We start from the raw sequence: 23,839 nt of genomic DNA, 5'->3' as shown, positions 1-23,839 counted from the left end.
GGTCTTGTCGGCAAGGACTGCCATTCTCTTCTCGGATGAATGGTCAAACCTGCTTTTCGGGCTTACTCTCCCCCCATGGAGGAGACACAACAGCTCAAGACGCAGCTCGATCTGATGCAGGCCGCGCTTGACCACATCAATCAGGGCTTTTCGGCCTTCGACGCCGATCTCAGACTTGTCGCGTGGAATCGTGGCCTTTGGGAAATGCTTGATTTTCCTCAGGAACTGGCTCGTCGTGGCACACATCTGGAAGCGTTCCTGCGTGTCAACGCCGAGCGCGGCGAATATGGCCCCGGCGATATCGAAGGCAAGATCCAGCGCCGGCTGGAACGGGCCAAGCTGTTCGAACCGCATTATTTCGAACGCATCCGTCCAAATGGCCAGGTGATCGCCGTTTCAGGCACCCCACTGCCGAAGGGCGGGTTCGTCACAACCTATTCGGACGTCACCGAGGATCGCCGCCGGCAGGAAAAGCTGGAACGAACGGTGGAAGAGCGCACACGGGCACTGCAGCAGTCGGAAGACTGGCTCCGTCTGGTGACGGACAACATCCCTGCCCTGATTGCCTATCTGTCTCCCGGCCCCGTCTTCCGCTTCGCCAATCGCCGCTACGCCGACTGGTTCGGCCACTCGGTTGCCTCGATCGCGGGACGGCCGGCACCGGAAGTGGTTGGCGAGGAGCTGTTCAAGGAGCTGGAGCCTCATATCAACCGCTCCTTTGAAGGCAATGCCGTCAGCTACGAATATCAGCGCAATCGTTCGGACGGCAGTACCGCCTACATGCGCTCGACCCTCATTCCGGACATGACCAAGGACGGCAGGACCCTGGGCATTTTTGTGCTGTCGCTCGACGCCACGGACCAGAAGCAGGCAGAAGCAGCGCTTGTGCAGTCCCAGCGCATGGATGCCGTCGGCAAGCTCACCGGTGGGCTCGCCCACGACTTCAACAACCTGCTTGCGATCCTGATGGGCAATCTTCTGTCTCTCGGGCGTATGGAAACGCCGCTCGACCGCGAAACCCTCGACAGCAAGCTGTCACCGATGCTCGAAGCCACCAAGCGCGGCTCGGATCTGATCCAGCGCCTGCTTGCCTTCAGCCGTGGCAAGGCGATCGATCCCCAGAATGTGTCGCTTGCCAAGGTTATAGCCAGTGCCGGCCGATTGCTGGAAGGTTCCCTACCGCCTTCGGTCGACGTGACGATTACCGCTCAGGACAAGGAAATCGGCGCCTGCATCGACCCGACGCAGATGGAAACAGCGCTGATCAACCTGGCCTTCAACGCACGCGATGCGATGCCGGAAGGCGGCACGCTGACTATCACTTTGGATGCATGCGAGTTGGACACCCGCGAAGCCGAAGACCTGGGCATTCCATCCGGCAGGTTTGCGCGTATTACCGTAGGCGACACTGGCGGCGGCATGGATCCGGACACGCAACTGCGTGTCTTCGAACCCTTTTTCACCACCAAGAACTTCGGCACGGGCAGCGGGCTCGGCCTGTCCATGGTCTATGGCTTCATTCGCCAGTCAGGCGGCGCGATCCACATCTCCAGCGCCCTGGGCGTCGGCACCTATCTGACCCTTTATCTGCCCTATAAGCGTATCACGCCAACTACTGGCCGGGACGCGGACGAGGGCGAAACGCTCCCCTTGAAACCGGGTCAGGGTGAACTTCTGCTTTTGGTGGAGGATGACCCGGATGTTGCCAACACGGTGACGGACCAGTTGCAGAACCTCGGATACGCGGTGCTGAGAGCCGAAAACGCGGAGGACGCCCGGAGCCTGGCGCTGGACCTTCCCGAATTGCGGGGAGTGTTGAGTGACATCATCATGCCGGGGCAGATCAATGGTCTGGCCCTCGCGCGCGAGATCCAGCAGAAGCGTCAAGATCTGGGCATTGCACTGATGTCAGGTTACGCCGACTGGTCCGACCTTGCAGGACAGGAATGCGCCTGTGAATTTCCGGTCTTGGCGAAACCCTTCGCAGATGCTCAACTTGCAGACACCCTGCAAAAGATTCTCAGCCCCACACCAGATCCGGCCTGAAGGTTATGCAAAGAGTATTGCGATTGACCCATCAGTTCTGGTCCCGAGCCCCTTTCCAACTTGCCGGTCTCAGTTGCCAGGCTTTTCCGCTCAAACGATCCCACAGACGGATCGAAATCAGTAACCCTTGATCTAGGACACAGGAACGCGCCTTGCAGACACGCTCCCTCCAGGCAACCAAACGCACGGTTTTCATCGTCGACGACGAACCGGAAATCGGCAACTTGCTGCTGGATGCCCTTCTCCAGTTCGAGATGGAAGGCAAGGTCTTTTCCACGGCCTCACAGATGCTGATCGCACTCGGCCTGGAAACACCGGATGCCTGCATCGTCGATCTCGGCCTGCCTGATATGGAGGGCATGGCGCTCATCAACGAGATCAGACGCCGGTCATCAGTGCCGATCATCGTTCTGTCGGCGCGCGGACATTCCACCGACCGTGTCATGGGGCTGGAACTTGGCGCGGATGATTACGTGGTCAAACCGTTTGACCCGCGCGAAGTGGTTGCGCGTATCCGCTCCATTCTGCGTCGCTCGTCAGACCAGGCACCGGTGAAGGCCAGCGTCGACTGCGCCCGGTTCGAAGGCTGGACCTACCAGCCCGCCTCCCACTGCCTGACCTCTCCGGAAGGCGAGGAAACTTTTCTATCCACCGGAGAGGCCACGTTGCTGGAAGCTCTGCTGAGAGCTCCCAAGCGCGTGCTGTCGCGAGACTACCTGCTTGAACATGGCGGCCGTGACGAGAGCCTCGACAGGTCCATCGACGTGCGTATTTCGCGCATCCGCAAGAAGCTCAACCGCAAGAACGAGCCCGCCCACATTCGCACCATCTACGGTTCCGGCTACATGCTGGCCTGTGATGTGAAGTGGTCATGAGCAACTCCGCACAGGAACTCCGAAAACTCGACGAAGGGCTCTGGACGCTCGATACCACCTTTACCAGGCTCGGCTGCAAGGGCAGCCTTCGCATGACCGTTCTGGAAACCTCCGGCGGACTGGTGCTCCACTCTCCGGTGGCACTGGACGAGGATGTCAGGAACGCCCTCCGCAGCCTGGGCGAGATCGCGGTGCTCTTTGCGCCGAACCTTTTCCATCACATGTATTTGCGCGCCGCACAGGACCATTTTCCCAATGCCCGTGTACTTGTTCCCAAAGGGCTTGAACGGAAGATCGGCAAGATCACGAACTCGGAAATTGTCACTGACAAAACAGTCGTGGCTGATGGAGAAATCGAGCATGCGACACTGAGCGGGCACGACTTGAACGAAACGGTTCTCTTTCACCGGCGTTCGGGCACACTGGTAACGGCTGACCTGCTCTATAACTATCAACCGGAACACAATTTCACCGAAAAACTGTTCTTCAGGGCAATCGGTTGCTACGGCGCGCCGGGAGTGGCCTTCTATCACCGCTACGCGATCCGCGACAAATCCGGCATCGTCCCCTTTCAGGAAGCCGTTGGCAGCTGGCCCGTGAAACGGATCGTCATGTGTCATGGCCGAATTGTTGAAGCGCCCGAAGCCGCCGGTATTTTCACGTCCGCCTGGCAGCGCTTCGCCTGACTTCCGCAAGGCCAATCAGACAATTAAAAAGGGCTGCCCACCGGGGCAGCCCTTTTTGCATCTTGGAAAGCTTCTGAAGATCAGAAGCTCAGGGAAATATCCCGATGCCCGGACAGACATCCGGCAACATCCAGAGCCATATCCGTCGGCAAACGGTTCTGGGCTCTCACACCGATATTGGCTGCCACGGTGTCATCGAAGGTTTCCAGCTGCGGCAGGATTTCCTCGGCCCCTTTGCGGCGCCAGGCAAGATCCGCATCCAGAGCGGCAATCGACTTGTCGATTTCAGCAACAGCTTCTTCCGCGTTCGGCTGACGGCTGCGCATGATCTTGCGGGCTTCGTTCAGGCCATCGCGGATATCGCTCGTGCCTTCCGCATCTCCAACCCGTGAACGCATGGCCGAAATCGCTTCTTCGGCCGCTTCCGGCTCAAGCGTCGGCACTTCGGCCTTCAGGGCTTCGAGTTCCGGTTTGAAGCTTGCAACAAGATCAGCACCGTTGAGGATCGCCTTCAGCTCCGCGATCGGCTCGTAAGCCTGATCGACAGTCCGACGATAGGTCATCCGGGCCACATCCTCTGCCTTCTGGATCTTGGCGAAGGTTGTGTAGGTATCCTGCCAATCGGACGGGACCTGAGCCATCAGGGCTTCATGCCGGGCTTTCAGCTCGTCAATGCGAGCCTGAGCACGCTCACCTTGTGCAGCCGTGTAGATGCCGGTTTCTCCCGACCGGTCAACGATGACCTGAAGGTCGGCGATCCGGTCATCAAGACGGCGGGCATCGCGTTCGATGGCACGAACCTGTGTGTGCACCGGCTTGTAGGCCCCTGCCGCTGCTGCTACTTCAGCTTCAGCCTGATGGATCGCCTCCATCTGCGGCATGGCTTCCTTCGCCTTTTCCAGACCGTCCATGACATCATCGCGCAGATCTTCCGGCAGATAGCTCATGTCGATGGATTCGACCGACTGGATTGCCGACAGGATCTTGTCGCCGTTCTGCTGGAAGTCCTCGTAGATCAGGGTCTCCATGCAGTACTGCAAACGCGGGTTCTTTGGCGGAGGAGCTGTCTCGGACAGCAGCGACGAGCGGTTCGGCAGATAGTTCACAAGCTGCGGATAGAGCCCGACGATGCCGAGTGCCAGCAACTGCAGGCAGATGAACGCAACCACGCCCTTGTACATGTCCAGCGTCTTGACCACGGCCGGTGCAACGCCGCGCAGATAGAACAGCGCGAAGCCGAAGGGCGGTGTCAGGAACGAGGTCTGGATGTTGAGACCGATCATCACGCCAAGCCACACGGCGGTGACGTTTGCTTCAGGATCGGCAAGCAGGATCGGTGCAACGATCGGCACCACCACGACGGCGATCTCGATGAAATCGAGGAAGAAGCCGAGGATGAAGATCACGAGCATCACGATCAGGAACTGAGCCCAGAACCCGCCCGGCAGGCCTTGCAGGAAGTTCTTGACCAGCTCTTCCCCGCCGAAGGCACGGAAGGCAGAAGTCAGCATGGCAGCGCCGAGAAGAATGATGAACACAAGCGCGGTGGTCTTGGCGGTTTCCACCATCACTCCGCGCATGGTGTCTTCGAACTTCAGCGTACGCCAACCGGACCAAAGGACCGCGATCAGCAGCAGCGAAACGGCGATGATAGCCAGCACCAGGGCGAGAACATCGTCGCTGGTCTGGATCAGCTTGATGTTGACCGAGCCGAAGAAACTGACAACCACGGCCAGCCCCAGCAAGGCCAGAATGGCCAGGATCGCCGGGCTGTAGGCTCCGCGCTTGCCGTCACGAAGGCGATAACCGGCCATGACCATCGCACCGACGGCACCGATGGCGCCAGCCTGGTTCACGGTAGCGACACCGGCGATGATCGAACCAAGCACCAAGAAGATCAGGGCCAGCGGCGGCACCAGGGTCAGGACCACCTTGCCTGCGAACGCACGCGTGAAGGTGCCTTCTTCATGGACTGCCGGTGCCGACTTCGGATTCAACAGCGCGAAACCCAGAATGAACAGCATGTAGAGGCCAACCAGGACAAGACCCGGCAGGAAGGCACCCAGGAACATTTCGCCGGCACTGGTCGACACGACAGAGTAGTCCGACGGCATCGACAGCTCGCCGGTGCTCGCCTTGTAAAGTGTCTGGCGCAGCGAACCGGCCTGATCGACCGCACTGGCAAGCTGGTCGGCCAGAATGATCAGAACGATCGACGGCGGAATGATCTGTCCCAGTGTCCCGGAAGCGGCAATCGTTCCTGTTGCCAGCGGCACCGAATACTTGTTGCGCAGCATGGCCGGCAGCGAGATCAGGCCCATGGCGACAACGGTTGCGCCGACGATGCCCGTGGTGGCTGCCAGAAGAGCCCCCACGAACACCACGGAGATACCGAGACCACCCGGCACCGGGCCGAACAGCCGTGCCATCGTCACCAGCAGGTCTTCAGCGATCTTGGATCGTTGAAGCATGATGCCCATGAAGACGAACAGCGGAATGGCTATGAGCGTATCTCGCTCGGCCTCCCAGTAGATGCCACGGAAGTTCGTCACCCCAGCGCTGAGCCACTGGCTTGGGCCACCGTGAGAGAAATACGCGCCGGGGTCGCCGGCAAACAGATAGCCCGATCCGGCAGCGATGCCGATGGTCAGGATGGCCGATCCGGGGAGCGCGAAGGCGACGGGGAAACCCGAACCAAGCGCAATCGCCATCAGGACGACCAGGAGAAGAAGGAAGAAAAGTTCCATATCAAGCGGTCTCGTCAGGCTCTATTGAACAGTGTGGCTGTCATGATCCCGGCCACCCGGTTCGCCGCGAATATCGGCAACCGCGTCCAGGAAATAGGCCACGAACTGGATCATCATGGAAACGGCGAACACGCCCAGGAAACCCGCCATGAGATATTTCACGTAAAGACCGAAGCCGGCCTGCGTGGTCTCATAGGTCAGGATCGGGCTGTTGATGATGTTCTGCTTGCCGCCCATGCCGATGACCAGGATGACGGTACAAAGGCTGATGCCGAGCACAACGGAACCGACCGCGTTGACGATGCCCTTGGCTCTCGAGGACAGGCCCGCATAGAAGATGTCGACCCGAACATGCCCTTCTTCAAGCAGCGTGTAGGCACTGGCGAACAGGAACAGCGCCGCGTACCAGAACCGCACGAGATCGGCGAGGAAGGCCTGCTCGTAGGAGAAGACGAAACGGCCGATCACGATCATCAGTTCGGCGGCAACCACCAGAAGCGCAAGCCAGGTGAAGCCGAGCGTGCGGGTGAAGGCTGCAATCACGAATGAAAGCGCGATCAGCGGCATGTGCACATAAGGGCCTCGGAACTGCGATTTGCCGAGATCGTCGGCAAGCGCCTGCCCGACGACATCGGGCAGAAAGCCCTCGATGCGCAGGAACGAGATCGCGCTGTCGACCAGCCCGACGATCAGCACCGCAAAGAAGCAGGCCCTGATGAGATAGGCGTTGATGTTGGTGATCCGGACGCTGTCTTCACGCAGCGTGTTTCCGTTCGTCCGCACATAGCCGAAGGCCAACAGGACAAACGCCGCATAGAGCGCCAATTGCAACCAGGACCAGAGAATCGGCATGGATCCATTGGCCGCGCCGCCGAAAATGGGCGCAATGCCTGGAAGGTCTTGCCAATAGGTCAGGTAGTTGTTGAGCAGAAACGCCGTCATGATCGCCAATACGATCCAGCCGCACAGGCGGAAGAAGCGGGCGCTCTCCGGCGAGGCTTTACCACCGGAATTCATAACAGGCGAGCCGTCTTGAACATTGTCCAAGGCCGTCATCGTGGCTGTGCCTTTTTATCTTTGTCTAAGAAGAAGGGACGGGATTTCTCCCGCCCCTTTTATTTGCTCAACCGATTACTTCGGAATGCCGAGGTAACGGTTACGCTTGTTGCTGTAGGCAATGTCGGCGATCGCCATGTAGCTGCCGATTTCCTGACGTGCGTTGATGACGCTCTCGAAGATCTTCTTGGACAGCGGGGAATGATCCATCGCTTCTTCCAGAACTTCCTGAGCGGCTTCACCGAAGCTGTCGTAGATCTCGTCGGAGAATTCACGCAGCTCAACGCCGTGCTCGTTGATCAGGCGGGTCAGGTACTTACCGTTGTTGGCGTTTGTTTCAGCCATCGTGTTGGAGTTTTCTTCCGCACACGCTGCAACGATGATCTGCTGATCGACCTTGTCGAGGCTATCCCAGAATGCCTTGTTCATGCCCAGAGCAAGCATGGCGCCCGGCTCGTGCATGCCCGGATAGTAGTAGTACTTGGCAGCTTCGTAGAACTTCATGAAGTAGTCGTTGAACGGACCAACCCACTCGGTTGCATCGATCGCGCCGGAAACAAGGTTTTCGTAGATCTGGCCACCCGGCAGGGAGACCGGAGACGCGCCGAGTTTCGCCATGACGTCGCCGCCCTGACCCGGAATACGCATCTTCAGACCCTTCAGGTCGTCAGCGGTTTCGATTTCCTTGTTGAACCAGCCGCCCATCTGGACACCGGTGTTGCCCATGGCGAAGTTCTTCAGGCCGAATTCACCAGCCAGCTCATCCCACAGTTCCTGGCCGCCGCCGTACTTGATCCAGGCGTCCATTTCAGCCTGGGTCAGGCCGAACGGCACGGCAGTGAATGCTGCCCAGCCCGGATGCTTGCCTTTCCAGTAGTAATCGGCGCCGATGTAGGCCTGCGCGTTACCGGAAGCGACTTCGTCGAAGGAGTCAAAGGCACCAACGCGTTCGCCAGCGGCGAAATACTGAACGTTGAGGCGGCCTGCGGTCAGCTCTGCAATACGGGCTGCGAGGCGCTGTGCCGGAATACCGAGACCCGGAAAGTCGCGCGGCCATGTGGACACGATGACCATTTCCTTGGTGCCCTGCGCAATTGCCGGAGCAGCCAGCAAGGATCCAGCGGCAACACCGCCGGCACCAATACCAGCCTTTTTGATAAACGAACGACGATCCATTAGTTTCCTCCCTAATCGGACCCGATTTCGGACCGGGTACACACTTGCACCGATCTCGAGGTATGTCTAGTTGACCGAGTGTCTGAAGCGCTATTCGTGGTTCTGCGCAGCTTCTCAGTAATACTACCGAGAACCACGCAAGAGAGATAATCGTTTGCCGCATGTTCGCGCAACAAGAGAGCAAAATTCGTGACCTTCAAGACCAAATTGCTGCTCATCACGATCCTGCCATTGATCGCCGTCTCCGTACTCATCGGTGCGGCCACGTACTATCAGTCTCGGGAACTGATCAACACGCAGACCCAGGCAGTGGAACAGCGCATCCTGTCCTCCAAGCGTCAGGAAATCCGGAACTACGTCAGTCTCGCTCTCACCTCGATCGAGCAGATCTACAAGGAAGAACCGGGAGGTCGCGAAGCGGCGCAGGAAAAGGTCAAGATGATCCTGCAGCATCTGACCTTCGACTACGACGGCTATTTCTTCGTTTACACGCTCGACGGCACCAACCTGGTCCATCCCAAGCTGCCGCACCTGGTGGGGGGAAACTGGTGGCAGCTCCAGGATGACAATGGCGACTACGTCATCCGCAACCTGATCGAGGCGGCCCAGAACGGCGGCGGCTTCCACCAGTATGTCTGGCACAAGCCCTCGACAGGCACGGTCGAGGAAAAGCTCGGCTACGCAATCCTGCTCGACAAATGGGGCTGGATGCTTGGCACCGGCCTTTACACCGATGACATCGCCCGCGAGGTCACCGCGATCCGCACCGACTTTGCCCGCTCCATCCGCCAGACACTGTTCGTCACCTTCATGATCACGCTTGCGGCCATCGTCATTGCGGGTTTCCTCATCGCCGGTGTGCGGTTCTCCGAACAGCGCTTTGCGGACACCAAGCTGAAGGAACTGACCAACAGGATCTTCCAGGTGCAGGAACAGGAGCGCAAACGCGTTTCCACCGAACTGCATGACAGTATCTCGCAACTTCTTGTGTCCGTGCGCTACGGCGTTGAAATGATCCATAGCGAGGCCAACCGGGATCCGGATCTTCAGGTTCAGGCAGCCAAATGCCTCAAGACACTGGATGGAACCATTGCCGAGGTCCGGCGGATATCGCGAGATCTCAGACCCAGTGTCCTTGACGACATGGGCCTTGCGGCGGCGCTCGGCAGTCTCGGCAAGGAGTTCCAGAACCAGTCGGGCATCACCGTCAACGTTCAGGCGGAGCAATGCCACGCCCGCTTGTCGGAAGGCGCCAAGACCGCCCTCTACCGTGTGGTTCAGGAATGCATGACCAATGTAGCGCGCCATTCCCACGCCAGTGAGGTCGCAATTTCCCTCAAGGTCGGTATGCAGCAGCTTGTGCTCTCGGTGGAAGACAACGGTGTCGGCCTCCCCCGCCCGCTGCCGAAATCCGGCGGCCTCGGCTTCCGCAACATGCGTGAGCGGATCGAAACCTATGGTGGCCGGTTAACCCTGAGCAGACGTGCTTCCGGCGGAACCCGTATTAAAGTCCAGATGCCGCTCGACAATGCGGCGGCAAAAGCGGCATGATGCAAAGATGACAGTGCATTCACCTTCACCCCGGTCATTTACCAGGCCCATCCGCGTTCTTCTGGCAGACGACCATGAGCTGGTTCGGGACGGTATCCGGGCCCGGCTGCAAAAGGTGGCCGACCTGGAAGTGGTCGGTGAAGCGACAAACGGCCGCGATGCCTTGGCTCTCGCCCGAGACCTGCGCCCCGACGTTCTCCTGATGGATGTGTCCATGCCGGTCATGAACGGGCTGGAAGCGGCGACCCAGATGCGCAAGACGCTGCCTGAAATCGCTGTACTGATCCTGTCGGTCTACGACAACCCGGAGTATGTGCGCGGCGTCGTCCAGGCAGGTGCCCGCGGCTACATCCTGAAGGATATCTCCGCAGCCGAGATGATCACTGCGATCACCAGTGTCGCCAATGGCGGGTACTATTTCTCCTCCGCGGTCGGCCCGACGCTGGTTGGTGCCGGCACATCCGCACCGGTGGAAGACCCATACGGGCTGACCGATCGGGAGCGCCAGGTGCTGACAGCCATTGCCAAAGGCCAGCCCAACAAGGAAGTCGCCAAGGAACTGGGCATCAGCGTACGCACTGTCGAATCCCACCGCCTGAACCTGCGGGAAAAGGTCGGCAACAAGAATGCCGCTCAGCTCTATAAGGTCGCGCAGGATCTGGGATTGCTGGACTGATCCGGCTCGGCTAAATCTGTTTGGGTCCACACCCTGGCCAAACACTTCCGGAGACATGGATCTCCCATCTGACAGGCATGAAATGACCAAACCACTTGTCCTGGTAACCGCCGATGTGAAAACCATCGAGGGCTACAACTGGCACGCCGCGACCTCAACCTATCTGCAGGCCGTGCTGAAAGGCTCCGATGCCATCCCGATGATCCTGCCGTCCCTCGGGGCAGATCTGGATCTGGATGCGGCTCTGGACCAGGTCGACGGCGTTTTGGCGACCGGCTCCCGGTCCAACGTCAATCCGGAACTTTATGGCGAAGTGCCGACGGAAGAGAACGGTCCATACGATCCGTCCCGCGATTCCACGACACTGCCGCTGCTCAAGCGCGCCGTCGAACGCGGCATTCCCGTCTTTGCCATCTGCCGCGGCATGCAGGAATTGAATGTTGCCCTTGGCGGTACGCTGCTGACCGAGATCCAGTCCCTTGAAGGTCGCGCCGATCACCGCGCGCCGACATCAGAACGGCAGGACGAACGTTTCCGGATTGCCCATCCGGTGGAAGTCGCCGAAGGCAGCTGTCTGGCCACCGTTGTCGGCAGCGAGCCTTTCGAGGTGAATTCACTCCACCGCCAGGCTGTCGGCAGGCTGGGCAATGGCATGATCACGGAAGCGGAAGCTGAAGACGGGACCATCGAAGCGGCCTCCGTCAAGGATAGTGCCGGCTACGTCCTCGCGACACAGTGGCACCCGGAATACTGGGTGTCGACGGACGGCCCGTCGAAGAAGCTGTTTGCCGCCTTCGGTGATGCCGTCCGGGCCTACCGCGTCAAACGCCTGGGTTTGTAATCAGCCCCAGCCGAGAGTTGCGATCAGCAACGTGAGACCCAGCAGGAAGACGATGGCTGCCCCGACGATTTCGATCGTCCGGTGAACCTTCACCGCCATCGGACTGCCTTCGCCGAAAAGCCGCACGGCAAGTTCCTTGGCCCCGACTGCCATGCCTGCAAGCAGCGAGACGGTTATACCGGTGCCAACCGCCATCGCCAGGGTGGAAGTGATGCCGGCTGCGATCATGCCTTGCGAAAGAGCAAAGACCAGCACCACCAGCGCACCGGTACAGGGCCGAAGACCAACTGCAAAAATGATCGACACGGCCCGGGCAAGGGTGATCTTGCCCTGAAGCATGTCCGGCGTCGGGGCATGGGCATGACCGCATGTGGTGCACACGCCATCTGCACCGATCTCGTGGTGGTGATGGTCATGGTGGTGATGATCGTAACCATGATGATGGTGGCCATCGTGACTGTGGCCATGACCGTGATGACCGGCCGCCGAAGCGCCCGCGAGCGCGAGTTGCGAGCCTGACAGACGGGGCGCCACATTCATGGCCAGCGGACGAAGGGCTTTCTGCCACAACAGCCAGCCGCCCAGACCGGTGATCAGCACATAGGATCCGATCTCGAACCACCGCGCCGTATCCTGTATCGCGATGCTGGTGAGATTGAAAACGACGGCCAGACCGCCAACCAGCAGGATCGCGGTCACCGCCTGTGCGAATGCCGAGGCAAAGGAGAGATAAATACCCTTGCGAAGGGTCTCGTTGTTGGCAACCACATAGGACGTGATGATGGCCTTGCCATGCCCAGGCCCTGCGGCATGGAAGATGCCATACGCGAAGGAAAGCCCCATCAGCAGCCAGGCCGCATGCGGATTGTTGCGGAAGGCCCTGAGACTGGCGACCAGCTCCTGGTAGAATTCCTTCTGCTTGACTGCAATTGTCCCGAAAACCGTATCGAGGAAACCCGCCTTAGGCGCGGCAACCGCTTCTTCTGAAGCCTTCGCCGTATCGAGTGCAGCCGTAATTGCGGCGGCAGCATCGGCGGGCGAGCTGGCAGCAGTGTCCGTGGACGTGGTTTCGGGCGTTGCGGCTTCCGAAGTTCCGGACGAGGAGCTCGCGGCGGCCATTGCATCACCGCAGGCAACCAGCATCTGATTGACCTGCGAGGCGGCAGCGGACTGAAGCTCGGGCGGCAGGTCACGCTGGTCTGCACCGATCTGTGCAAGTGCATAGGCTTCGGCATCATCCAGCGGCGGCGGTTCCTTGCGGCTCACACGGCAAGTGCCCGGTGCGTTTTCCGTTCCCAGTGCATCGTCCCCCGCACCAAAGCGGAAATCGACGTAATAGGTCGGATCGTAAACGTCGAGCGTGATCAGGCTCTCGGTATCGCTGGGCTGTTTGAACGGCAACGTGAAATGCAGTTCCAGCAGGTTCACATCCTCCGGCATGGAGCCGCCATTCATGCGGACATCTTCCTCCATGGCCTCGAAGTCCTCGGGCTTCATCACCCAGTAGTCCTTGAGGGGAACCTTGACCACTTCCAGCCAGTAATCCGTCGGGTCATCGAAATCGAATTCGACCCGGCTATTGTCACCGAACGTGAAATAGCCGTAATCGGCCATGCTCTCCACGTTGACCTTCGCCAGTTCACTCAGCTCTTCACGGGAATAGTGACCGTCGCCATCCTTGTCGAAGCCTTGGATGGCGAAAGCGGAAAACGCATCATCGAAACGAAACACGTGCTGAAGCGCAATCGCCTGTCCAGCATCGTCGAAAACCAGCTTGCTTCGTGCCTCGACAAAGACATGCGGGTGCGCACTGGCTCCGGAAAGAGCAGCCAACAGAAGACCCAGACCCAACAGGAAACGGCGAGAGGCCGTAGGAAGAACCTTGGCTCGAAAGGTGGAAAGCAAGCGCAACGGGATCACCCACTGATCAGATGTAATATGTTTACATGACACGCAGTGCGTTGTTTGACCAGAGAAGACGGCAGGAAGATGACCGCGACAATTTCGCGGCGCAAAACGCCCGAGGAACAATTTTCACCCTTAGAAATCAAATGAGGAATGTTTCAACTCATACAACGTTCAAAATTAGGAGAAAAAAGACAATATTCCCGGGATGCAGCCTAAAATATTCACAACAATAACCACTGCACCGAGCCAGCCATGAACGCCTTGCATAAATCAGTTCACCACAGTGCCGTTTTCGATCATCCGGAGATGGGCGATCACGAAGACATCGTTTTCGTCCAGGACAAGGCCACCGGCCTGAAGGCAATCATTGCCGTCCACGACACCACGCTCGGCCCGGCACTTGGCGGCTGCCGCGTCTGGCCTTACGAGAACCCGGCGGATGCGCTGACGGATGCCCTGCGCCTGTCCCGTGGCATGACCTACAAGAACTCTCTGGCAGGCCTTGATCTCGGCGGCGGCAAGGCCGTCATCATTGCCGACCCCCGCAAGGACAAGTCCGAAGCCCTGATGGAGGCGTTCGGCCGCCATGTGGAGCGCCTGTCCGGCACCTACATCACCGCAGAAGACGTCGGCGTGTCGCCAGACGACATGGAAGCCGTTGCCCGCCAGACCGCCCATGTGCGCGGCACCAAGGCAACCGGCCTCGGCGACCCGTCGCCCTATACGGCTCTCGGTGTCTTCGAAGGTATCAAGGCGTCCGCAAAATTTGTCTATGGCAGCAGCGACCTTTCCGGAAAGATTGTCTCCGTGCAGGGGCTGGGCCACGTGGGACATGACGTTGCCCGCCAGCTTCACGAAGCCGGTGCAAGGCTCATTGTTTCCGACATTCATGCACCGGCTGTGCTGCGTGCCATCGATGCGTTCGGAGCCACAGCGGTTGATCCGGCCGAAGCTCATATGGTGGAGGCGGATATCTTCGTTCCCTGCGCTCTCGGGGCAGGCCTCAATGCTCGCACCGTTCCGCAAATCCAGGCGAAGATCGTTGCAGGGGCCGCCAACAACCAGCTGCAGACGCCGGCGGACGGCGAGGCCCTGAAGAAACGCGGCATCCTCTACGCTCCCGACTACGCGATCAATGCCGGCGGCGTGATCTCCATTGCCCTGGCAACAGCGGACAGCGGCGACAAGCTGGTGCGTGAAAAGACGATCGCGATCGGCGAAACCCTGGCAACGATTTTCGAGCGGGCCGCCCGCGAAGGCAGCACCCCGGAACGCGTGGCCGACACAATGGCGGAAGAGCGTCTGGCAAAAGCGAAGTCGGCCTGATTAAAACTTTCACGAAAGACGGAAACGGCGGCCTTGAGCCGCCGTTTTTTGCTTTGCCTGTTTCCGGTTGTCGAGCCTGCATACGGTCGGCAGAAGAAAGCACTGCAACAGTGCGCCTGATTTAATGCTCAGGTCAGGAAAGCTGGCTTTCGTTGGCTGCCTTGAACATCTGCCTCACGAGGTTCTTCGCGTCCTCAACGGCTCTTTCCCCCATTTCCGCATAACAGGCGGTGACGCCTTCATGCAGGAGGTAAAGACGCGAGGCGAAGCTTTCCTGCCCGCTCAATTCGCCGAAGAAACGCAGAAGCTCGCCTTTGTGGCGCTTGACCATCGCCGCTATTTCGGTGCTGCCGGGATTTGCTGCAAGCGCCTGGCGGAACAGACACTCCTTGCCCGCCGTCATGCGCATCCAGCCACCCAGCTTGTCAAACAGCTGAACGGCGGCTTCAAGCCCGGGCGACGTCACACCTTCGCGAACATAGGAGAGATAGCGCCGATGCCGGTATTCAAGGGCGCCCAGAACCATCGCTTCGCGTGAGGGAAAATGACGGTAAAGCGTGCGCATGCTGACACCCGCGCCGGCCCTGAGCTCGGGAACGCTCGGCTCGGCGAAACCCCGGCTCCAGAAAACCTCTTCCAGGCGAGCGGCAATATGTTCCTGCGCGTTTTCCATGAGTAAACCTTGGGATTTATACATCGGCTTTTCAAGGAAAACCTTCACCGAAACTTATTGTAAGTAATTTCCCTTAAATAACCATAGATAGAAATTTACAGAATACATTCATTTAACCAAGAAAAACGAAACGGAAAAAAAATCCGAAAACGTATTCTCAAAGGAATGGAAAATAGCTGAACCAGCTAAAAAAAATCAGCAGTCGTTTTGACCTGACGAATACCATTCGACCAGAAAATCAACAAAGGCGCGAACCTTGGCACTCAAGTGCCGGCGGTGCGGATAAACTGCATGAATACCGCGCATCGGCTCCTCATAGGCCTCCAGTAGCGTAACCAGTTTGCCGTCGCGGATATCTTTGGACACAAAAAACAGCGGTGTACGAAGGAAACCGAGGTTACATAACGCCGCTTCGCGCGCCGCGGCAGCGCTGTTGACTTCCAGCGGGCCCTTCACTGCCACCGACGACCGCTCTCCATTCGTGTAGAAGGCCCAGTTCTGCTTGAAGCGGTAGTTCGTATCGATGATGCAAGGCCGTGTGGAAAGATCGGCGGGCACATTCGGCGCCCCATAGGTCTCGATCGTTTCAGGCGTGGCGCACACCACGGTGCGAAAGGGAGCAATCTTGCGGGCGATCAGGCTGGAATCTTCCAGTTGGGTGACCCGGACCGCAAGATCGAAACCTTCTTCCACGAGATCGACGAAACGGTCTTCCAGCCTGAGGTCCAGATTGATTTCCGGATACTTCACCAGAAAATGCATCATGGCTTGATTCAGCAGGTCGTCGCCCATCGAACGGGGAGCCGAAACACGCAAACGCCCACGGACTTCCTGGTGCGAGGACTGAACCGAGGCTTGCAGGTCATCGATCCGCTGCAGGATTTCGGCAGCTTCCTTGTAATAGGCTTCGCCGACTTCGGTGAGCGACACCTGACGGGTGGTCCTGTTCAACAGACGCACGCCCAGTTCGTCTTCCAGCTCGCCGACATATTTCGAGACCAGCGCCTTGGAACGCCCCATTTCACGGGCCGCTGCGGAAAATCCGTTTGAATCGACAACTTGAATGAAGCAGCGCATCCGCGTGATTGCGTCCATCCGGCATCCTTCCCGTTGGGGCCATTCCAGAAACCCTGCTTAGCGTATTTTCCGGCGGCCGGTCAAAGGCTTCGCCAAAGGCCGGCCTGGCGGGGGCGTTTAGTGCCGGGCAGGTCTGGTGCGGCGCCCAAGGCGCGCTGCGCCGATCAGCAGGCGCATGACAAGGAGCCCGCCAAGCGCACCGACACCTGCACTGGCAAAGCCGGCCGGCGTTACCGGAACGGCTGGCTCGTAGTCTTCGGCCGTTGCCTGCGCCAGGGTTGGGTCGAAGCCGCGCGCAAAGATGATCATGCGATCCAGCGGCCCGGCCGTTTCAAGCTCTTCCCGCTGCAGTTTCAGCCTGCTCAAGCGGATTTCGGCGTTCAGCATGCTGTCGCCGCGTGCTCTGATAAAGGGATCTTCGGAGGATTTCTGACGCGCTATGGCTTCTGCCGACGTCAGCCCGTAACGCGCGGCGTCACGATTGAAATCGGCCAGAATTTCCTCCAGAGCGTCGATGGCCCCACCAAGTCGCTGGCGATATTGCTGTGTGAACTCCGGCAACTGGGACGTCGCGGTTCCACTCAGCAACATGACAATCAGCATCATGATACGTGCCATCGCGTGTCAGGATCTCCCTTTCCAGGTTACGGCCCGTCAGTCCTGCAGACTGATGATCCCGGCTTCCGCGGTTTCCGTTCCGAAGACCAGCCGAACTCCATCGGCATCCCAGGCCATTGTGGACACCGGCCCCAGGCCCGGGCGCCGCAGCAGTACCTCGGCATTGTCCTCGAACCGGCACATCAGGATCATGCCGTCCTGATAGCCGACAGCAACGACATCCTCCTTCGGGTGGCAGGCAACGGCGCTGACCAGGTTGTCACCCCTTGTGCCCAACTGCAGCGGTGTCTGCCCCATCGGCCCGGTTTTGCCGAAGAACGGCCAGAGAATCGCGGCATTGGCACCGGAGGTCGCCAGATATCGCCCCTTGACCGACCAGCTGAACGACTTGACCTTGGCCGGGTAGCCGGTCATGCGCATGTCCTGGCTGTCCGACAGGCGCCAGCCGTGCAACGCGTTTTCCTGCATGGCTGTAACAACATACTTGCCGTCGGGCGAAAAGCTCACGCCCAGATGCGCGCCATTCCAGCTGAGCTCGACCGGTGCGCCGTCCGTGCCGGCCCACCAGAGCGTCGCTCCGTCGTAGCGCCCGACTGCCAGCCGCATGCCCTTGGGCGCGAAGGCAAGACCGCCGACGGCCCGTTCATGCGCGAATTCCTTTTCGCGCCCGTCCGCGAACCGCACCCAGGCGGTGCGGCCGCTGGCAAAGGCAAGCGCACCGGACGGTCCGGCAGCGATCAGGTCGATCCACTTGCGCGGCCGTTCGGCAACGCATTCGCTCGATCCGTCCGCCGCACTCAGGAAGATGCAGCCGTCGTCACCCGATGTGATCAGCCCCTTGCCGTCGATTGTCGGCTCGGCAGCCAGAAGCCCGGCCTTGTGCGGCTTCAGTTTCGTTTCACCCTGTCCGGACAGGACGATGTCGCCTTCTCCGGACGCAAAAAAGGCCGTGTCTTTCAGATAGCCGGCGCGGACGACGAAGCCGTCCACCTCCACGGGAGCAACTGTCGGCAAGTCTCTTCTTCCTTATTGCGCGGCGCAGGCCTGGAAACTGTCTCTCAGGACATCCCAGTTGAGATCGCGTCCGATGAAGACCAGGCGGCTTTCTCGCGGCTCATCCTCTTTCCAGTCGCGCTGATGATCGCCTTCAACGATCATGTGCACCCCCTGGATGACATAGCGCTGCGGATCCCCCTTGAAGGCAATGATGCCCTTCAGGCGCAGAATGTTTGGGCCTTGAACCTGCGTGACCTGGTTGATCCAGGGAAAGAACATGTTGGGATCAAGGTCGCCTGCCTTCAGGGAAATGCTCTTCACCGAATGGGGATCCTCATCGTGGTGATGATGTTGATGCCCATGTCCATGATCGTGTCCATGGTCATGATGATGGTCGTGGCCGTGATGATGGTGGTCATGGTCGCAGTCCGGACCGCATTCGTCGGCATGATGACCATGCTCGAGGAAATGCGGATCGAGCGACAGGATCCTGTCGAGATCGAACGCCCCCCGATCCAGCACCTTGGCGATCTCGATACCGCAACGCTCGCTCCGGTGGAGCACGGCATACGGATTGATCGAACGGATACGCGCCTCGACGGTGGCAAGCTCTTCGCCCGAGACGAGATCGGTCTTGTTGATCAGGATGACGTCGGCAAAGGCGATCTGGTCTTCGGCCTCTTCGGTGTCTTCCAGACGCTGCAGCACGTGGCGGGCATCGACAACGGCGACGACCGCGTCGAGTTTCGCGGCGGCACGCACATCGTCGTCCATGAAGAAGGTCTGTGCGACCGGAGCCGGATCGGCAACGCCGGTGGTTTCGACGATGATCGCGTCAAAGGCATTCTTGCGCTTCATCAGGTTCTGCACAGTGCGGATCAGGTCACCGCGCACGGTGCAGCAGATGCAGCCGTTGTTCATTTCGAAGATTTCTTCGTCGGATTCCACGAGCAGATCGTTATCGATACCGACTTCGCCGAACTCGTTGACGATGACCGCATAACGCTGACCGTGGTTTTCGGTCAGGATCCGGTTGAGAAGTGTGGTCTTGCCGGCACCCAGATACCCCGTCAAAACGGTAACGGGGATCTGTGCCTGGCTGTCCTGGGTCGCAGTCATTGCGCGCTTTCCTGGCAGAAGATAAAGGGTCGCCCGCCGGTCGGCGGGCCGCTTGGGCGCGAATATAAGCATTTCACCGCCGTATTGGGAGAGCGGTACGGAAATTTCCCTTTTCCCGGCATACCTGTGGACACTCGCCCGAACGCTTTGACCGTTCTTCAGCCTTTTCAAATCCTTGTCCACCGCATTAACGTCGGCTTGAGGAAGCGCGCAAAGGCATGGAGACCAAAATGCTGCACACGATTGGCGGATTTGACCGGATTGGCGAGGAAAACGCATTCGCCGTGCTGGCGCGGGCAACAGAACTTGCCGCACAAGGCCGCGACATCATCAACCTGGGCATCGGTCAGCCGGACTTCAAAACGCCGGATCACATCGTTGAAGCGGCCATCAAGGCCCTGCGCGACGGTCAGCACGGTTACACGCCCGCAACCGGCATTGCACCGTTGCGCGAAGCAGTCTCCGCCGACCTTCTGAAACGTCACGGAGTGGAGACTGACCCGGGCAACATTCTGATCGTTCCCGGTGGCAAGGTCACCATGTTCATGGCCATCTTGATGTTCGGCGAACCGGGAAGCGAAATTCTCTATCCCGATCCGGGCTTCCCGATCTACCGCTCGATGATCGAGTTCACCGGCGCCCGGCCCGTGCCGGTTCCGATCCGCGAGGAAAACGACTTTGCCTTTTCTGCCGAAGAGACGCTGTCGCTGATCACCGACAAGACCCGTCTGCTGATCCTGAATTCGCCGGCGAACCCCACCGGCGGCGTCACCCCCCGCGATGAAATTGAAAAGCTCGTCGCCGGGCTGGAACGCTTTCCTGATGTAGCCGTCATGTCCGACGAAATCTATTCGCAGATGACCTATGACGGCATGGAACACGTCTCCCTGTTGGGGTTCCCGTCGCTGCGCGACAGGCTCATCCTGCTCGACGGCTGGTCGAAGACCTATGCCATGACCGGCTGGCGGATGGGTTTTTCCCTCTGGCCCGAAGGCCTGATCGACAAGGCGCGCAAGCTCGCGGTCAACGCGTGGTCCTGTGTCAACGCCCCCGCCCAGTTCGGCGCTCTTGCAGCGCTTACCGGACCGCAAACCGCAGTGGCGGACATGGTTCGGGAATTCGACGGCCGGCGCAAGGTGACCGTTGACGGCCTGAACGCCATCGAGGGCATTTCCTGCCGCGTTCCGCTTGGTGCCTTTTATGCCTTTCCGAATATCAAGCAGACCGGCTGGAAGGCCAAGGCACTTGCATCCGCCCTCTTGGAAGAAACCGGCGTTGCGACCATCGGCGGCCCCGACTTTGGTGTATTGGGCGAAGGCTACATCAGATTGTCTTACGCGAATTCCACGGACAACATACGCGATGCGCTTGGACGGATAGAAAAATTCCTGAACGAAAACCGCAAGAACTGAACACTTGGCACAAATACTGATCGCTAGACCTGACCAAGGTTAACATGCGTATTTTCTTCAAGGAGTCTTCCGTTACGTATCCCTTTTATTAAACTTTTATTGTCTTGAATGACACCGCGACCCGCACAAAGGTCGGATAATGGGGACGGAAATGACCAAGAACATCACTTTGGATCTTGAACAGACGTTCGGCGATTTGAACGAATGTGTCCTCGTGACCAACCCCGAACGCACCATCGTTTTCGTAAACAAGGCTATGTCCAAACTGCTGAAGGTGGATCGCGAAAAGGTCGTCGGCACGACAACGAAACGGTTCTTCGCCGATCCGAACCAGTTTGCCCAGATGGCGGAACTCTACCAATCGCCAACGGATCACCGGAACCGCAAAGCCTATTCAATCGATCTGGCGCTCGAAGACGGGTCGACCGTATCCGTAGAGGTTGTCAGCGCACCGCTGTTCGATACAGATCACACATTGACCGGCATCCTGTTTATCGCGCGGGATCAGGCGGAACGAAAGGCGCTGGAAAGCAAACTGAGCGACATCGCCTTGACGCTTGAAGATGCCCTGGACGCGATTTCGGAAGGCTTCGCACTCTACGACAAGGATGACCGGCTGGTTATCTGCAACGACAATTATCGCGAGATCTATGCCCATTCGGCACCGGCCATGTTCCCCGGCAATCGTTTCGAGGACATCCTGCGGTTCGGCCTGAACCGCAAGCAATACGAGACGGGCGGCAAGACGGACGACGAATGGTTGGCGGAGCGCCTCGATCGGCATCAGGCCGGCGATGGCTCGATCCTGGAGCAAAACCTCAGTGACGGCCGCTGGCTGCGCATTTCGGAAACCCGCACCCGCGCCGGCGGCATCGCCGGCATCCGGTTCGACATCACGGAACTCAAACACGCTCAGGCCAAGGCCGAAAACGCCTACAAGAACCTTTCGCTCATGGCCGACAACATTGTCGCCAGCGTCACCGAAGTCGATCTGGAGGGCAGATGCGTCTTCATCAACAAGACCGCGTGTGACTGGTTCAACGAAAAACCGGAAACTCTCATCGGCACCCGGCTTCGTGACCGCTTGCCCTGGAAGGAACGCGAAGCCGTTCGCACGATCTTCGAGGAAGCGATGAGCGGTGAGAAGGTTTCATCGGAAGTCAGCTTCCATTTTCCCGACGGCATTTTGCGCGAATGCCTGATGAGCTGTAACCCGCGCTTCGGCGATGATGGTGCCGTTGAAGCTATCGTGGTTCTGATTTCCGATATAACCGACCGGAAGAAAACGGAACGTACGCTGGCCGAGCTTTATGCCATCACCTCGACCCGCGAGCTCGGCCACGAAGACAAGATTGCCGAAATCCTGCGTCTGGGGACCGAACATTTCGAGGTTCCCTTCGGCATTATCAGTCACGTGATTGACGACCACTACACGATCACACACGCCCAGAGCCCTGAAGGAGAACTCGTTCCGGGCACTTCGTTCCCGTTGCAGGACACCTATTGTCTGTTGACGCTGAAGTCCGAAGAGCCGATCGCGACCGCAAATGCCGCAAGCTCGGAGTTCGCCAGGCATCCCTGCCACGAGATCTTCAAGTTGGAGACGTACATCGGCGCCCCGATTCTCGTGGATGGTGAAGTTCATGGGACAATCAACTTCACCGCCCCGGACGTGCGCAAAAGGGCATTTTCCCCGTCGGATCTTCAGATCGTGCGTCAGTTCGCGGACTGGGTCGGACATGAGATCGCCCGCCAGCGCGATCACCAGGCCCTGATGAACGCCAAGATCAACCTGGAGCGGGTCGCCAGCATCGACGACCTGACCCAGATCCTGAACCGCCGCGCTTTCCTGGAACGGGCCAATACCGAAGTGCAACGCTTCCGCCGCACCAAGCGCCCCTTCACGGCTGTGATGATGGACATCGACAAGTTCAAGCAGATCAACGATCTGTACGGCCATGCCACCGGCGACGAAGTTTTGAAAAAATTTTCCGATACCGTCAGCAGCGCCCTGCGTGCCGTCGACATCTTCGGCCGGGTCGGCGGCGAAGAGTTCTGCATGATCCTGCACAACGCAGAAATCGAAGATGCCATGCTGGTGTGTGAACGCCTGCGGGTGAAGATTATCGAGGAATGCCAGCTCGACATCGTCAAACAGACGGTCACCTGCAGCATGGGCCTTGCCACCGTCGTCCGCGAAGATCTGGAATTTTCGACCCTCATGCAAAAGGCCGACACGGCGCTTTATGAGGCAAAGGCGACGGGCCGCAACAAATGCGTTGCCCACAAGAGTTCGTATCCGGAACACGCTCCGGCCCTCTGACCGGCCCAGACCGTCTGGCCTGCTCGCGGCCACGTTTGACACGCGATGCCGTAGCGTTTTCCCGGCCTCCCGCGCCAAACTTCGCGCTAATTCGAACCCAACGCGCCAATATGTCGCATCGGGACGTATTCTTGCCGTTCTTTTGACGCCGCCCTCCGTATATGCAACAGTAGTGTAATCGTAGCGGAGCGGGACAAGACGACATTACACTAGAATGCAATACTGAAGCGGACCCTCCGCGCAAGGACCTCTACGGCTTGAATCTTGTATATTCTTGCCTGAACAGATCTTGGAGGGACATTTGTTCACAAAAATACTAGTTCCGATTGACCTCAGTCATGCGGATAAACTTGAAAAAGCCATCGCAACGGGTGCTTATATAGCAAAAACCAATAGTATTCCCGTGGTATTTGCGGCGGTAACTTCAAACACCCCAAGCGCCCTTGCCCACACTCCGGACGAGTTTCGGGAAAAGCTGGCTGCCTACGCTGCCGCAGAAGGGCAGAAACACGGGATCACCGCTACCGGTCATGCCGTTTTCTCTCACGATCCGGCTGTCGACCTGGAAAACGCGATTCTGAAGGCTGTTCACGATACCGGTGCGGATCTCGTGGTCATGGCAACGCACATCCCGCACGTGCCGGATCACTTCTGGCCGTCGAACGGTGGACGCGTCGCGAGCCATGCAGATGTTTCCGTCTTCCTCGTGAGATAACCCGTTTCCCGAACAAAA

The 23,839-nt window shown here is 58.9% G+C and carries 19 protein-coding genes; 10 read left to right on the top strand and 9 right to left on the bottom strand.

Annotated elements, in window-relative coordinates:
- The first annotated feature begins 75 nt into the window (after positions 1–75).
- From J7447_RS25860 to J7447_RS25850, 3 genes are all read left to right on the top strand, one after another.
- Positions 76–2,046 carry a PAS-domain containing protein gene (locus J7447_RS25860; protein ID WP_209171409.1) on the top strand — a complete coding sequence of 657 codons (1,971 nt, stop codon included), beginning with the start codon at positions 76–78 and terminating at the stop codon, positions 2,044–2,046.
- A gap of 152 nt (positions 2,047–2,198) precedes the next feature.
- Positions 2,199–2,921 (top strand): response regulator transcription factor, encoded by a 723-nt coding sequence (locus J7447_RS25855; RefSeq protein ID WP_023003610.1) that lies wholly within the window; start codon positions 2,199–2,201, stop codon positions 2,919–2,921.
- Complete coding sequence (locus J7447_RS25850; RefSeq protein ID WP_209171408.1) at positions 2,918–3,607, top strand: hypothetical protein; 690 nt, start codon at positions 2,918–2,920, stop codon at positions 3,605–3,607. The genes J7447_RS25855 and J7447_RS25850 overlap by 4 nt, the downstream gene beginning before the upstream one ends.
- A gap of 80 nt (positions 3,608–3,687) precedes the next feature.
- Here J7447_RS25850 and J7447_RS25845 read toward each other — a convergent pair whose 3' ends face one another.
- From J7447_RS25845 to J7447_RS25835, 3 genes are all read right to left on the bottom strand, one after another.
- Entirely contained in the window at positions 3,688–6,354 is a 2,667-nt protein-coding gene (locus J7447_RS25845; RefSeq protein WP_152505488.1) for a TRAP transporter large permease subunit, read from the bottom strand.
- Positions 6,355–6,375: 21 nt separating this feature from the next.
- On the bottom strand, positions 6,376–7,410 hold the full coding sequence (locus J7447_RS25840; protein ID WP_023003617.1) for a TRAP transporter small permease subunit: 1,035 nt from the start codon (positions 7,408–7,410) through the stop codon (positions 6,376–6,378).
- A 75-nt stretch (positions 7,411–7,485) separates the two neighbouring features.
- Positions 7,486–8,586: a TRAP transporter substrate-binding protein gene (locus J7447_RS25835; RefSeq protein ID WP_077291725.1), complete on the bottom strand. Its 1,101-nt coding sequence runs from the start codon at positions 8,584–8,586 to the stop codon at positions 7,486–7,488.
- A 189-nt stretch (positions 8,587–8,775) separates the two neighbouring features.
- Here J7447_RS25835 and J7447_RS25830 point away from each other — a divergent pair, with 189 nt between their 5' ends.
- The 3 genes from J7447_RS25830 (at position 8,776) to J7447_RS25820 (ending at position 11,654) form a co-directional block, all read left to right on the top strand.
- On the top strand, positions 8,776–10,137 hold the full coding sequence (locus J7447_RS25830) for a cache domain-containing protein (RefSeq protein WP_055661157.1): 1,362 nt from the start codon (positions 8,776–8,778) through the stop codon (positions 10,135–10,137).
- A 7-nt stretch (positions 10,138–10,144) separates the two neighbouring features.
- Positions 10,145–10,813 (top strand): response regulator transcription factor, encoded by a 669-nt coding sequence (locus J7447_RS25825; protein ID WP_031270556.1) that lies wholly within the window; start codon positions 10,145–10,147, stop codon positions 10,811–10,813.
- An 82-nt stretch (positions 10,814–10,895) separates the two neighbouring features.
- On the top strand, positions 10,896–11,654 hold the full coding sequence (locus J7447_RS25820; protein WP_023003626.1) for a gamma-glutamyl-gamma-aminobutyrate hydrolase family protein: 759 nt from the start codon (positions 10,896–10,898) through the stop codon (positions 11,652–11,654).
- On the opposite strand, the gene J7447_RS25815 is transcribed toward J7447_RS25820, so the two are convergent.
- Positions 11,655–13,574: a DUF1007 family protein gene (locus J7447_RS25815; RefSeq protein WP_353653819.1), complete on the bottom strand. Its 1,920-nt coding sequence runs from the start codon at positions 13,572–13,574 to the stop codon at positions 11,655–11,657. It abuts the gene before it with no gap.
- Between the two features lie 240 nt (positions 13,575–13,814).
- Between J7447_RS25815 and J7447_RS25810 the strand changes: the two genes are divergently transcribed.
- Positions 13,815–14,888 (top strand): Glu/Leu/Phe/Val dehydrogenase dimerization domain-containing protein, encoded by a 1,074-nt coding sequence (locus J7447_RS25810; RefSeq protein ID WP_023003630.1) that lies wholly within the window; start codon positions 13,815–13,817, stop codon positions 14,886–14,888.
- Positions 14,889–15,021: 133 nt separating this feature from the next.
- Here J7447_RS25810 and J7447_RS25805 read toward each other — a convergent pair whose 3' ends face one another.
- The 5 genes from J7447_RS25805 to J7447_RS25785 form a co-directional block, all read right to left on the bottom strand.
- The gene (locus J7447_RS25805; protein ID WP_209009354.1) at positions 15,022–15,585 is read right to left on the bottom strand and encodes a TetR/AcrR family transcriptional regulator; all 564 of its coding nucleotides are present in this window, start codon (positions 15,583–15,585) and stop codon (positions 15,022–15,024) included.
- A 171-nt stretch (positions 15,586–15,756) separates the two neighbouring features.
- Positions 15,757–16,656 (bottom strand): LysR family transcriptional regulator, encoded by a 900-nt coding sequence (locus J7447_RS25800; RefSeq protein WP_209171406.1) that lies wholly within the window; start codon positions 16,654–16,656, stop codon positions 15,757–15,759.
- A gap of 99 nt (positions 16,657–16,755) precedes the next feature.
- Entirely contained in the window at positions 16,756–17,256 is a 501-nt protein-coding gene (locus tag J7447_RS25795) for a DUF2937 family protein (protein ID WP_023003636.1), read from the bottom strand.
- Between the two features lie 36 nt (positions 17,257–17,292).
- A complete protein-coding gene (locus J7447_RS25790; protein WP_152509494.1) occupies positions 17,293–18,270 on the bottom strand; it encodes a WD40 repeat domain-containing protein in 978 nt (325 codons plus the stop codon).
- A gap of 12 nt (positions 18,271–18,282) precedes the next feature.
- Positions 18,283–19,371: a GTP-binding protein gene (locus J7447_RS25785; protein WP_209171405.1), complete on the bottom strand. Its 1,089-nt coding sequence runs from the start codon at positions 19,369–19,371 to the stop codon at positions 18,283–18,285.
- Positions 19,372–19,601: 230 nt separating this feature from the next.
- Here J7447_RS25785 and J7447_RS25780 point away from each other — a divergent pair, with 230 nt between their 5' ends.
- The 3 genes from J7447_RS25780 to J7447_RS25770 all read left to right on the top strand — a co-directional run bounded on the left by J7447_RS25780 (position 19,602) and on the right by J7447_RS25770 (position 23,821).
- A complete protein-coding gene (locus tag J7447_RS25780; protein ID WP_077293365.1) occupies positions 19,602–20,783 on the top strand; it encodes a pyridoxal phosphate-dependent aminotransferase in 1,182 nt (393 codons plus the stop codon).
- 151 nt (positions 20,784–20,934) lie between these two features.
- Positions 20,935–23,106: a diguanylate cyclase gene (locus J7447_RS25775; protein WP_209171404.1), complete on the top strand. Its 2,172-nt coding sequence runs from the start codon at positions 20,935–20,937 to the stop codon at positions 23,104–23,106.
- A 274-nt stretch (positions 23,107–23,380) separates the two neighbouring features.
- Positions 23,381–23,821 carry a universal stress protein gene (locus tag J7447_RS25770; RefSeq protein WP_208984754.1) on the top strand — a complete coding sequence of 147 codons (441 nt, stop codon included), beginning with the start codon at positions 23,381–23,383 and terminating at the stop codon, positions 23,819–23,821.
- Positions 23,822–23,839 lie beyond the last annotated feature (18 nt).

This window comes from Labrenzia sp. R5_0, assembly GCF_017743835.1.
In the GTDB taxonomy this organism is placed as follows: Bacteria; Pseudomonadota; Alphaproteobacteria; order Rhizobiales; family Stappiaceae; genus Roseibium; species Roseibium algicola.
Note: the sequence above shows the minus strand (reverse complement) of the source record. Positions and strands in the feature narration are given on the sequence as shown.